The sequence below is a fragment of the Prevotella bivia DSM 20514 genome (assembly GCF_000262545.1).
GTDB classification, from domain to species: domain Bacteria; phylum Bacteroidota; class Bacteroidia; order Bacteroidales; family Bacteroidaceae; genus Prevotella; species Prevotella bivia.
In genome coordinates, this window is sequence record NZ_JH660660.1 from 743,930 (window position 1) to 756,806 (window position 12,877).

At 40.1% G+C, this 12,877-nt stretch carries 11 protein-coding genes; 8 read left to right on the forward strand and 3 right to left on the reverse strand.

Translation table 11 applies throughout. From position 1 onward, the window contains the following. Nucleotides 1–76 precede the first annotated feature (76 nt). Entirely contained in the window at nucleotides 77–910 is an 834-nt protein-coding gene (locus PREBIDRAFT_RS05480) for an RsiV family protein (protein WP_238295907.1), read from the forward strand. A 106-nt stretch (nucleotides 911–1,016) separates the two neighbouring features. Here the strand turns inward: PREBIDRAFT_RS05480 and PREBIDRAFT_RS05485 are convergent, their stop codons facing one another. From PREBIDRAFT_RS05485 to upp, 3 genes are all read right to left on the reverse strand, one after another. After that, nucleotides 1,017–2,363, reverse strand: a complete 1,347-nt coding sequence (locus tag PREBIDRAFT_RS05485; protein ID WP_004337948.1) for a DegT/DnrJ/EryC1/StrS family aminotransferase — start codon at nucleotides 2,361–2,363, stop codon at nucleotides 1,017–1,019. A gap of 173 nt (nucleotides 2,364–2,536) precedes the next feature. Beyond that, nucleotides 2,537–3,226, reverse strand: coding sequence for an alpha/beta hydrolase-fold protein (locus PREBIDRAFT_RS05490; RefSeq protein WP_004337949.1), 690 nt, complete (start codon nucleotides 3,224–3,226; stop codon nucleotides 2,537–2,539). A 127-nt stretch (nucleotides 3,227–3,353) separates the two neighbouring features. Continuing rightward, a complete protein-coding gene (gene upp / locus PREBIDRAFT_RS05495; RefSeq protein WP_004337950.1) occupies nucleotides 3,354–4,013 on the reverse strand; it encodes a uracil phosphoribosyltransferase in 660 nt (219 codons plus the stop codon). Between the two features lie 279 nt (nucleotides 4,014–4,292). Between upp and pckA the strand changes: the two genes are divergently transcribed. From pckA to PREBIDRAFT_RS05530, 7 genes are all read left to right on the forward strand, one after another. After that, nucleotides 4,293–5,915, forward strand: a complete 1,623-nt coding sequence (gene pckA, locus PREBIDRAFT_RS05500) for a phosphoenolpyruvate carboxykinase (ATP) (RefSeq protein ID WP_004337951.1) — start codon at nucleotides 4,293–4,295, stop codon at nucleotides 5,913–5,915. Nucleotides 5,916–6,238: 323 nt separating this feature from the next. Beyond that, the gene (locus tag PREBIDRAFT_RS05505; RefSeq protein ID WP_004339442.1) at nucleotides 6,239–6,526 is read left to right on the forward strand and encodes a hypothetical protein; all 288 of its coding nucleotides are present in this window, start codon (nucleotides 6,239–6,241) and stop codon (nucleotides 6,524–6,526) included. 12 nt (nucleotides 6,527–6,538) lie between these two features. Next, the gene (locus PREBIDRAFT_RS05510; protein WP_004336693.1) at nucleotides 6,539–7,372 is read left to right on the forward strand and encodes a sulfite exporter TauE/SafE family protein; all 834 of its coding nucleotides are present in this window, start codon (nucleotides 6,539–6,541) and stop codon (nucleotides 7,370–7,372) included. 4 nt (nucleotides 7,373–7,376) lie between these two features. Continuing rightward, nucleotides 7,377–7,757 carry a DUF1634 domain-containing protein gene (locus tag PREBIDRAFT_RS05515; RefSeq protein ID WP_004336694.1) on the forward strand — a complete coding sequence of 127 codons (381 nt, stop codon included), beginning with the start codon at nucleotides 7,377–7,379 and terminating at the stop codon, nucleotides 7,755–7,757. A gap of 266 nt (nucleotides 7,758–8,023) precedes the next feature. Continuing rightward, nucleotides 8,024–9,355 (forward strand): DUF6242 domain-containing protein, encoded by a 1,332-nt coding sequence (locus PREBIDRAFT_RS05520; RefSeq protein ID WP_004336695.1) that lies wholly within the window; start codon nucleotides 8,024–8,026, stop codon nucleotides 9,353–9,355. Between the two features lie 82 nt (nucleotides 9,356–9,437). After that, entirely contained in the window at nucleotides 9,438–10,196 is a 759-nt protein-coding gene (locus tag PREBIDRAFT_RS05525; protein WP_036875488.1) for an isoprenyl transferase, read from the forward strand. Between the two features lie 15 nt (nucleotides 10,197–10,211). Beyond that, the gene (locus PREBIDRAFT_RS05530; protein WP_004336697.1) at nucleotides 10,212–12,830 is read left to right on the forward strand and encodes a BamA/OMP85 family outer membrane protein; all 2,619 of its coding nucleotides are present in this window, start codon (nucleotides 10,212–10,214) and stop codon (nucleotides 12,828–12,830) included. Nucleotides 12,831–12,877 lie beyond the last annotated feature (47 nt).

The following is a 12,877-nucleotide window of genomic DNA, read 5'->3' on the forward strand; positions in this document are numbered from 1 at the left end:
GCTCACATCCTCATTAGTATATCGCTTTACATTATAATATTAGGAGAAAATAATGATGAGCAAAAGAAATTTTATATTGGCATTAGCCATATTAACTGTTATTATAGCCTTTGGATACAAAGGTAATAAGGCGATAATGGCTTATGAAGCTGACACTATAAGGACAGAGCGGGTGCATCAAACAACATCCGACTCTGTCTGTATGGGTGATGTAGAAATAGATTATCCCGTGGCGGGACCACAATGTCTGATGGACTCTTTGCGAGCAAATATTAATAGAGCGCTTTACGACTCATTCTATTACACAGAAGATAGTACACATATAGTTTGCTTTAAAGGCTCGCTTACCGATGCTAACAAGCTTGCAAAATTTTATAGCGAGGCTTATTACGACAATCTAAAGTCTCTCTGTGATTATAACGATTCGCGCACACTACAACTCGAACACAACGTTGGAATATTAAAGAAGTATGAAAATAAGCAGGTTATAACCTATCTTGTCGACTCCTATGGTTTCTTTGGTGGCGCACATGGTGCAGCTTCTTCACATGCTTTTATGCTTGACAAAGCGACGGGAAAGCAGTTGGGTTACATCATAGATACCACCCAAGTAGAGGGTATGCAAGAGCTTTTAAAGCAAGGATTAACCCGTTATCTCACGCAAGAAGGTGATACTCTAGAAAGCGATGTGGTAGAGATATTATCGCTAGAAGATAACAACATAATACCCTTACCATCTGCTTCACCTTACTTTACCGCTAAGGGAATTACCTTTGTATATGGTCTGTATGAAATTGGTCCTTACGTCATTGGTATGCCAGAGTTTACGATTAGCTATAAGGATATTTATTGTTACTTGACAGATGAAGCTAAAAAGTTGGTAGATATGAAGAATTTAGATGGTAGATAGGTAGTATTTAAAGAAATAAATACTCACCCAATAATACCAAAAGCAGCGACCCTTTGTGATAAGAGTCGCTGCTTTGGGTATATAACTAGTCGATAAAAGGATCTTATTAAGCTATTGCCTCCTTAATTGATTGCACTATATAGGCTACATCGTCATCGGTTACTAATGGACCACTTGGCAAGCATAACCCACGATGAAAGAGATCAACGCTCACTCCATTGTCGTAAGCAGGGCATGAAGCATAAACAGGCTGCTTGTGCATAGGCTTCCAAAGTGGACGTGCCTCTATATTAGCTTTATCCAAAGCCACACGCATAGCTTCTACATTGTTATGAGGTTCACAGTCGGTATGAGCTGTTTCCGCAGTATGTACCACACCGGCAGCACCTCCAACAGCACCTGTAATAATGGTTTTATAAGCATTTTCCTCACCCTTTACCTTGAGGTTCTCATCTAAAAGAATAGTATTCAACCAAAAGTTTGAGTCGTATTCAGCGCTTGGATTGCCATGAAAAGTAATTCCTTCGATATCTTTGAAAGCTGCCTCGTATAGATGAGCAATATGGCGATGGTGCGCAATATGCTCGTCAAGTACCGTCATCTGTCCACGACCAATACCTGCACAAATATTACTCATACGATAATTAAAGCCAATGTGTACATGCTGATAATAAGGATAAGACTCACGAGCTTGTGTAGCATAATACATTATTTCTGTCTTAGCATCTTTATTTGGACATATCAAAGCACCACCACCAGAAGTAGTTATCATCTTATTACCATTAAAACTCATTACACCATACTCGCCAAAAGTGCCACACGCTTGCTCGTTATAACGTGAACCTAGCCCCTCGGCTGCATCTTCTATCAATGGTATATCATATTTCTTAGCAATAGCCACAATCTCATTGAGCTTTGCAGGCATACCATATAGATATACAACTATAATGGCTTTAGGCTTCTTACCTGTTTTCTCAATACGATCATTAATCGCTTTTTCTAATAAGATAGGATCCATATTCCAAGTATCTATCTCAGAATCGACAAACACAGGAGTTGCTCCTTGATAAGTAACAGGGTGAGATGAGGCACAGAATGTGAAACTTTGACAAATCACTTCATCACCAGTCTTTACACCAAGTGCTACCAATGCAAGATGAACAGCAGATGTTCCTGACGAAAGCGCTACAACCTCTTTTCCTTGCAATTCATCAAACTGCTCCTGCCAAAGTCCTTCCGAAGTAGTTGTATGCGCTTCAATACTTTTAGGATAACCCTCATCTGCATACGTTTTAGCAGTTGGTTTAGATGTAAAAAAACGCTTCAAATCGTCTTCAAAACCGTTAACATTAGGTCCCAATGGTACTACCCAATTTTGCTCAAAGGCTTCCTGAATATATTTCTGTTCATTGCCAGACATATGTGCTAAACACAACAATACTCTTTTATTCATAATATAACAAGTTCTTTTAAGATTTACAAAGGTAAAGATTATTATTAAAAAGCAAAAATTAAGAGCTGTAAATTAAGTAGTTAGTACCCATAAAAAGAAAAATATTCCTCTTATATCTAACGAATATAAATATTATACAACTAGTTATTTAAGCACTACTTCACTATTATTATTCAACAATCTATACTTTTCATCGCCCACACAAACCCCTTTGCTGTACGTGTACCATTGTCTTGAAAATGGTTTCCAGCGTTCCATTCTAAGATTGTATCAACACCTTTTTGTTTGAATATTTCAGCAAGACGATAAACATCTAACTTGATTGTTTGCATGATCTTTGTCTTAGTATGATCTTCTGTATCACCCAAACTAAGGTAAATATGCGATACCTTTGGCTGATGCTGCTCCGCATAAGCTAGCCAATCTTTATACCATGCAGAAGGGGATGCCGACACTGTGGCAATAAAAACAGAAGGTTGATATGCCACCCAAAGTGCAAATAAGCCTGCTAAAGAATATCCACCAAGAACAAATTGTGTTGTATTTTGAAAAGAATAAGCTTCATTTAGAAAAGGAATAAGCTCGCGTTCTATATAAAACAAAGTAGCTGAAGCACCATTACCAAAAGGAATTTTACCAAAGACCGGCGGTGCTTGCCAAGGCGTTAGCTCCTCATTCCATCGCTTGATAGGCACAGCTACATGCAGAAACGACTGCGCTGTATGGGCAAGAAGATAAGCTATAAGCTTGTCAAGTTCCTCTATATCATGCCCATCCACAGGCTGAATAAGTACTATCGTAGCATTACTGCTTCCTTGAACAATGCAATCTCTACCACCAATCGTTAGTATTTCCTTCACCATATAAACTTACGATTAAAAAGAAAAAGCGCACATAGCCTCACACAAATGGTATTAAAACGAAACTTTGTGTGAGACAATGCACGCATTATCTCTATTCTTCATAGCTAGCCAAGGGCTAACTATCTTATTAAATTTTCTCGCCGTAGCAAAGATCACCAGCGTCTCCGAAGCCCGGTACGATGTATTTATACTCATTTAGTCCCTCATCAATAGCTGCACACCATATAGTAGTAGTGCTATCTGGGAAAGTCTTTTTAATATGAGCAATACCCTCTGGAGTAGCCAAAACGCAAGCCACATGTACATGTTTTGGAGTACCTTTGCTAAGAATAGCCTTATACCCTAGTTCCATAGAGCCACCTGTAGCCAACATAGGATCGGCAATAATTAATGTTTTTCCATTAATATCTGGGGTAGCCAAATACTCCACATGAATGCCCACTTCGTGATGATCCTTATCCGTATATTCACGATAAGCGCTGACAAAAGCGTTGCCAGCGTGATCAAAAATATTAAGAAAACCATTATGAAAAGGAAGACCTGCACGGAAGATAGTCGCTAAAACAATCTTATCTGAAGGAACATTAACCTTAGCTACACCTAAAGGAGTTGTGATATCTTTTGCTTCGTAATGCAAAGTTTTCGAAATTTCAAAAGCTTCAAACTCTCCTATACGTACAACGTTGTTACGGAATAATAAACGATTTTTCTGATAATCCTTATCACGAATCTCTGCGAGATACTGATTAATAATGGAGTTGTTCTCCGAGAAATTAATAATTTCCATTCTTTCATTTAGGTGTTGAAGTGCCCACTTTCGTTAAGCAAATTACAAAATTTTGGCAAAAGTACTAATTTCCTTTCTATTTTGCAATACACAACTAGCAATTATAAACACCCGTGTAATAATTTTTAATTATTTAACCTACTTCTATCTCTCTTTGATAGAATTTATAAGCGTAATCTTTGGGCAAGTTTATTAAAAATGCTACCTTTGCGGTGTGTAAAAAATAACACACTTCGGAAACAACAGAATTTATTTTTCCAACTAAATACATTTTATAAAATGGCACAGTTTGATAAGAGCGTACTAGAAAAGTACGGTATTACAGGTACAACAGAAGTTGTTTACAATCCTTCGTACGAAACATTGTTCGAAGAAGAAACTAAGGCAAGCCTAGAAGGCTTTGAAAAGGGTCAGGAAACAGAACTTGGTGCAGTTAACGTTATGACAGGTGTTTACACTGGGCGTTCTCCTAAGGACAAGTTCATTGTTGATGATGCCAACTCTCGCAACACTGTATGGTGGACATCAGATGAATATAAGAATGACAACAAGAAGATGACTGAAGAGGCTTGGGCTGTTGTTAACGACCTAGCTAAGAAAGAACTTTCTAACAAGCGCCTATTCATCGTTGACGGTTTCTGTGGTGCAAACAAGGACACACGTATGAAGATTCGCTTCATCGTTGAAGTTGCTTGGCAAGCTCACTTCGTTACAAACATGTTCATCAAGCCAGTTAACGACGAAGAACTAGCTCAGGAGCCAGACTTCATCGTATATAACGCTTCAAAGGCTAAGGTTACAAACTTTGCTGAACTAGGTTTGAACTCTGAAACTTGCGTTGCTTTCAACGTAACAACTAAAGAGCAGGTTATCCTTAACACATGGTACGGTGGTGAAATGAAGAAGGGTATGTTCTCTATGATGAACTACTACTTGCCATTGAAGGGCATCGCTTCTATGCACTGCTCTGCTAATACCGACCTAAACGGTGAAAATACAGCTATCTTCTTCGGTCTTTCTGGTACAGGTAAGACTACATTGTCAACAGACCCTAAGCGTCTTTTAATCGGTGATGACGAACACGGATGGGACGACAATGGTGTATTCAACTTCGAAGGTGGTTGCTACGCTAAGGTTATCAACCTTGACAAAGAGTCTGAGCCAGACATCTACGCAGCTATCAAGCGCAACGCTCTTCTTGAGAACGTTACTGTTGCTGCTGACGGTAAGATCAACTTTGCTGATGGTAGCACAACTGAGAACACTCGTGTTTCTTATCCAATCAACCACATTGAGAATATCGTATTAAAGAAGCATTCAGTTTCTGCAGGTCCTGCTGCGAAGCAAGTTATCTTCCTTTCTGCTGACGCATTTGGTGTACTTCCTCCAGTATCTATCCTTAACGCTGAGCAGACTAAGTACTACTTCCTATCTGGTTTCACAGCTAAGCTAGCTGGTACAGAGCGTGGTATTACTGAGCCAACTCCTACTTTCTCTGCATGTTTCGGTCAGGCTTTCCTAGAGCTTCACCCAACTAAGTATGCTGAGGAATTGGTTAAGAAGATGGAGAAGAACGGTGCTAAGGCTTACTTGGTGAACACTGGTTGGAACGGTACTGGCAAGCGTATCTCTATTAAGGACACACGTGGTATCATCGACGGTATCTTGAGTGGTGCTATCAACGAAGCTCCTACAAAGACTATCCCATTCTTCAACTTCGTAGTTCCTACACAGCTTGAAGGTGTTGATACTAACATTCTTGACCCACGCGACACATACGCTGACGCAACACAGTGGGAAGAGAAGGCTAAAGATCTTGCTGGTCGTTTCCAGAAGAACTTCGTTAAGTACACAGGTAACGAGGCTGGTAAGGCTCTTGTTGCTGCTGGTCCACAACTTTAATCGCAAACAACTTCTGAATATTTTAGAAGTTAAGCATACAGAGGGAAGAAGGCTTCACGGTCTTTTTCCCTTTTTTTATTATACAACTAATTCTCCCAAATTACGTGCTAAGCCAGTATAAAATGGTCTTATGTAAGGTTATAGCCTAGGTAAAATCTAATAAAAAACTATCTTCCTCACTATAACCAATCACCTTTCTTGCGATAAAAGGTAACCTTTAATCTGATAAAAGCTTATCTTTGAAAAGTATTTTTAATTTATTTTTACACTAAAATCAAATTAAAAATAAAACAAAAATAAATTATTTTTGCACACAAAAGTTTATGTTTTACTTATCGAAAGGTTATCTTTTACCAGCAAAAAGACAAACTTTTACTACTTCATTGAATATCTTTTACTTACCTTTGCATAAGCTAGGCGGCACTCAGCAATTTGAAAGTAAGCTTTCATTGCACTCGCTGGCACTAGCTTTGCATAAGCTAGGCGGCACTCGGCAATTTGAAAGTAAACTTTCATTGCACTCGCTGGCACTAGCTTTGCATAAGCTAGGCGGCACTCGGCAATTTGAAAATAAATTTTCATTGCGCTCGCTTGCACTAGCTTTGTTTTAAAATTTTAAAATAATGACAGTTTTAACATTTACGCTGATCTTGATCCTTGCTGCATTTCTTGCAGGATTATTAGGATCGCTCACTGGACTAGGTGGCGGAGTGGTAGTGATACCCGTACTCACCTTATGCTTCGGTATCGACTTCCACTATGCTATTGGCGCAGCCCTTATAGCCTCTATTGCAACCTCTTCAGGCTCGGCTAGTGCCTATGTGCGCGAAGGTATTACGAATATCCGACTAGGCATGTTCCTCGAAATTGCAACCACCATTGGGGCTGTATGTGGAGCGTTCATCGCTATTTGGATGCCTACAAATATCATTGCCGTTATTTTTGGTGTTGTAATGATTATGACAGCCGTCCTTCAGCAACGTCGCAAAGTGGATCACGAAAATGTTGTAGGAAGCACAATGGCTAAAAAGTTACAACTCTACGGTAGCTATCCCACCAAAGAGGGCATGAAGAGTTACCAGCTCACCAATGTAGCTGGTGGCTTCTCGATTATGCTTAGTGCAGGTGTGCTATCGGGACTATTAGGTATTGGTAGTGGCGTTTTGAAAGTATTAGCAATGGATGCTGCTATGAAAGTACCATTTAAGGTTAGCACCACCACTAGCAACTTTATGATTGGCGTTACAGCCGTTGCTTCGGCAGTGGTTTATCTTCAACGGGGATATATCGACCCAGGTATAGCCTTTCCTATTATCATTGGCGTGTTAGCAGGTTCGATGTCGGGGGCTCGATTGCTTAAACGTATGAATGTAAGCGTATTGAGAAAGATCTTCTCGGTAGCTATTGCTTTGGTGGCATTGAATATGATTTATAACGGAATAATGGGTAAATTCTAAGCACATGGAAGCAAACAATGAAAACAAGAAGATGCAGTTGCTCATCAGCTCTACACTTCGTATTGGTGTCATCACCGCATGCACCATCGCTCTAGTGAGTGGTATCTATTATTTAATCAGTCATGGTATGGATCCGATGCCTGACTATCAATCGTTTCATGGCGAAACAACAAGCCTCACCACGCTATCGGGGATCTTCACGGGAATGCTTCGTATGCAGGCAGAAAACTGGATCCAATTCGGTGTTATCGTGCTGATGCTCACCCCTATTTCGCGAATTGTCCTTTCCCTTTTCGACTTTGGTATTCAGCGAGATTGGCTCTATGTAGGCATCACAGCCATTGTACTATTCGTAATTGTAGCCAACTCTATAGGTGGGTTTTAGAAAATGACTAATACAAAATAATAATGCTTTATGCGCTTGTGCGTGTGGAGCATTATTTTTATGAAAGACTTCGGACATCATAGCACAGCCATAAATTATAGAAGAAGAATAACTATAATAAAAAGCATTACGATAGAAATACTGCACTACTAAACAACCTTAAAAAACAGATTTATTTCGCTTATTTTCATAATAAACCGCTAAAAGGCAGTAGTATATAAAGATTTCTAACTAAATTTGCAGCTAAATCATTTATTCGAATAAAGATGAAATACAAGATATTTACGCTTATCGCGTTAGCTGCAACTCTGTTTACAACAACATCATGCTTAAAAGATGATAGCCAAACAGACATTGCTACTTACGATGATACAGCGATCACAAGTTTTTCCTTAGGCGCAATTAAACAAGTTGTAGACACCATTGGGAAGAGTGGAAAAGATAGTACTTATACCAAAAAACTTATGGGTAGTAAGTACAAATTTTATATTGATCAAGCCAATGCAAAAATTTATAACACCGACTCGCTGCCTTACGGCACAAAGACAAGTGCGGTATTGGCTAACATTAAGACTAAGAATGGTGGTGTAATTGCTATTAAATCGCTTACAAACGAAGCCTTTAAGCCATATTCCAACACCGACTCTATCGACTTTTCTAAGGATCGCCAGCTATACGTTTATGCAAACAGCGGAAAGGCATACCGCATCTATACCGTTACACTCAACGTAAAGAAGCAGAAAACGAACACTGCTATATGGACTAGCGTAGCCGATAATACTACCCTTGGCACACTCTCAGCTACTAAAGCAGCGAGCATTGGCGACAAGATTTTTGTAGCTGGTGTGAGTGACAATGCTACTAAGTTGTTTGTTACAACCACCTCTGACGGCAAGACATGGACTACTGCTACCAAAACTTTCTCGGCTTCGGCTTATAAAAATCTTGTAGCACAAGGGGCTACCCTCTTCATTCTTGACAACAACCAAGTATTGAGTTCTATAGATGGTAACACATGGAGCGTAATGGGCCAAGATAATACTTTATCAAGTCTCTTTGCCACCTCATCAAGTCTTTATGCTGTAACAACCGATGGCAAGATAAAAGCATCGAGAGATAAAGGTAAGACTTGGACAGAAGAAACATTATCTGGCAGTGTGGCAAACCTCCCTACAGACAACATTAGCAGTGCTTTATTCAGTACTAATTCGGGCAAAGACCTAAGCCGAGTGCTACTTGTTGGCACTAGTGCAAGCAATAAAGTAGTGGAATGGACACGCTTGGTAAACACAACAAACGCTAGTATTAGCTATAATTGGGCAACCATCGACGCAGTTTCATCTTACAGGCTTCCAGCATATAAGTGCCTCACCGTAGTCAACTATAACAACCTTCCACTAGCTTTAGGCTTAACCAGTGAGAACAAAATTGCCACCTTATTATTAAGTGGTGATCAAGGCATTACATGGAAGAGCAATAGCACATATACCGTTCCTCCTACAAAAGACACTGCAAACACGCTAGCAGCTACTGTGGACAAAGACGGTTATTTGTGGGTGATAAGTGGTAACAAGGTATGGAAAGGTTTGTTCAGATAAGGCTTTGTCTTACCCATATAAACACCATAATTATAGTAGAATACATTTTAGAAAAAGCATTAAAGCATATTCTTTTTTCAGTATGGAAAAAACTTTAGATATGACTCGCATCCCTGAACACATAGCCATTATCATGGACGGCAATGGCAGATGGGCACAAAAGCGCAACCTACCACGTACCGAAGGGCATAAGGCTGGGGTGGAAACTGTGCGCCGTATTACAAAGGCTTGCGGCGAACTGGGAGTGAAATATCTAACACTTTATACCTTTTCTACCGAAAACTGGAACCGCCCTTCTGAAGAAGTATCTACCTTAATGGGGCTAGTACTCTCATCGCTTGAGGACGAAATCTTCATGAAGAACGATGCTCGACTTCAGGTTATTGGCGATATTGAGCGCCTTCCTAAGGAAGTACAGACAGCACTTCAGCAAACCATCAACAACACTAAGAATAACAAGAGCCTCACGCTAGTAGTGGCACTAAGCTATTCTTCACGATGGGAAATTACAAAGGCAACACAAGATATTGCACTCGAATTACAACAACAAAACATTCAGCTCACTGCTGATAACATAAAAGAATACATTACAGAAGATACAATCTCAAAGCATCTTACTACTGCTTTTATGCCAGAACCCGACCTATTAATAAGAACTGGTGGAGAGCTGCGTATCTCTAACTATCTGCTTTGGCAAATAGCTTACTCAGAATTATACTTCTGTGATACCTTTTGGCCTGACTTCTCGGAGAAAGATCTACACCAAGCAATTGCCGACTATCAGCGCCGTCAGCGTCGATTTGGTAAGACAGGCAATCAAATAGAAAACGAAAACAAATAAGCAAACGCGATATAAATGAGGAATATAAATAAAATATTGATGCTTCTCGCCATAGCAAGTGGTGGTACATACACTGCTAATGCGCAAGAAAAAATCGTTAATCCCAATATTACTTATGCAGGTAATCCTGTTACCTATCGCCTTGCAGGCTTACGCGTTACGGGTGTAACAGGTTATGAGGATTATGTATTGACAGGTATTTCTGGTTTGGCTGTTGGGCAAAAAATTGAAGTTCCGGGTACTGCCATATCAGATGCTGTAAAGCGATATTGGAAGCATGGACTCTTCTCAGATGTATCTATCAGTGCCGATTCTATCGTTGGTGAAGACATCTACCTTAACATTCATCTAAAAACTCGACCACGTGTTTCTACCATTAACTATAATGGCATCTCTAAAAAAGAGAAGGAAGACATGGAAAATAAGCTAGGACTATTGAAGGGAGGACAGATTACTCCTAACATGATCGACCGTGCAAAGGTGCTTGCTAAGAAATACTTTGATGACAAAGGTTATAAAAATGCCGAAATAAATATTGTTCAGCGCGATGATAATAACAACAAGAATCAAGTAACACTTGATGTTAATATCGACAAAAAGAAGAAAATGAAGGTTCATAAGATCTACATTGACGGCAATAAAGAACTTTCAGATAAAAAGCTAAAAGGCGGTTTGTTCAAGAAAGGAGCCTTCTCAAAAATCCATGAATCTGGCACTCTTGCTAGCTTCCTAAAGTCGAAGAAATATACACCAGAACGTTGGGAAGAGGATAAGAAAAACCTTATAGCAAAATATAATGAGTATGGTTATCGCGATGCTACCATCGTTAAAGATAGCGTGTGGAACGTTGATGATAGCCATGTAGACATCTATGTAAAGGTGGACGAAGGTAAGAAGTACTACATTCGTAACATTACTTGGGTGGGCAACACAGTATATACCACAGATCAATTGTCGCGCTTGCTCAATATGCACAAGGGCGATGTATATAACCAAAAGTATATGAACAAGCGTCTGTCTGAGGACGAAGATGCTGTGGGCAATGCTTATTGGAATAATGGTTATTTGTTTTATAACCTTCAACCTACCGAGGTAAACATTGATGGCGATAGCATTGACCTAGAGATGCGCATCTTTGAAGGACAACAAGCACACATCAACCGTGTTCGCATCAATGGTAACGACCGTTTGTATGAGAATGTAGTTCGCCGTGAAATGCGTACCAAACCAGGCGACCTCTTTTCTAAAGAGGCACTGACACGTACTGCTCGTGAATTGGCATCTATGGGACACTTCGACCCTGAACATGTTAATCCAGATGTGAAACCCAACTATGAGACGGGTACAGTAGACATCAATTGGAACTTGAAACAGAAGTCGAACGACCAAATTGAGCTATCACTTGGTTGGGGACAGACGGGTGTTATCGGTAAGGTTGGTTTAAAGTTAAACAACTTCTCTATGGCTAATCTCTTCCGCAAGAAGAGCGAACGCCGTGGAATTTTGCCTGTAGGCGATGGCGAAGTGTTGGCTTTGAGCGCACAGACCAACGGTACTTACTACCAGTCTTATAGCGTTAACTACTCTACAAACTGGTTTGGTGGCAAACGTCCTATTCAGTGCTCTGTGGGTGCATACTATAGCAAGCAGACCGATGTAAGTAGCAATTACTACAACAGTGCCTATATGAATAATTTCTATAACTATCAATATGGTTATGGTAATTACAACTATAATAGCTATGAAAACTACTACGACCCAAACAAGTCTATCAGATTGTTTGGTGTTAACGTGGGTTGGGGTAAACGCTTAACATGGCCCGACGACTACTTCACATTGTCGCTTCAGTTGGCATATCAGCGTTATATGTTAAAGAACTGGCGTTATTTCATCATGTCAAATGGTGCTGCCAACAACTTAAACGTAAATGTTTCATTAAACCGTTCATCAACAGATAACCAACTCTTCCCACGTCGTGGCTCAGAGTTTACAGCCTCGCTCACCATTACTCCACCATGGAGCAAGTGGGATGGCAAGGACTATCGCAACTTGGCTAACGATCCAAAGGCAGCTACATACAGTGCAGAACAACAAGAGAAATACAAGTGGATAGAATATCACAAGTGGAAGTTCAAGGCTCGCACCTTTACCTCTTTAACAGGTGGTCAGAAGAACTTAGTGCTGATGACACGTGTAGAACTTGGTTTGTTGGGTAGTTACAATAAGTATAAGAAGAGTCCATTCGAAACCTACTATATGGGTGGTGATGGTATGAGTGGATACTCTACAGGTTATGCCGAAGAAACTATCGGACTACGCGGATACGAGAATGGCTCGCTAACTCCATACGGTGCAGAAGGCTATGCTTACAATCGCTTCACCCTTGAGCTACGTTATCCATTCCTCTTAGGCAATACTACAATCTATGGTCTTGGCTTTATCGAAGCAGGTAACGCATGGACTGATACAAGTAAGTTCAATCCTTTCGATATGAAGCGTTCTGCTGGGCTCGGTGTTCGTATCTTCTTACCTATGGTGGGTTTGATGGGTATTGACTGGGCATACGGCTTTGACAAGGTATATGGTCAGAAGGGCGGAAGCCAATTCCACTTCATCCTTGGACAAGAGTTCTAGCATTAACCAGAGAGTAAATAACTAGAGAGTAATCAAATAGAGAGAAC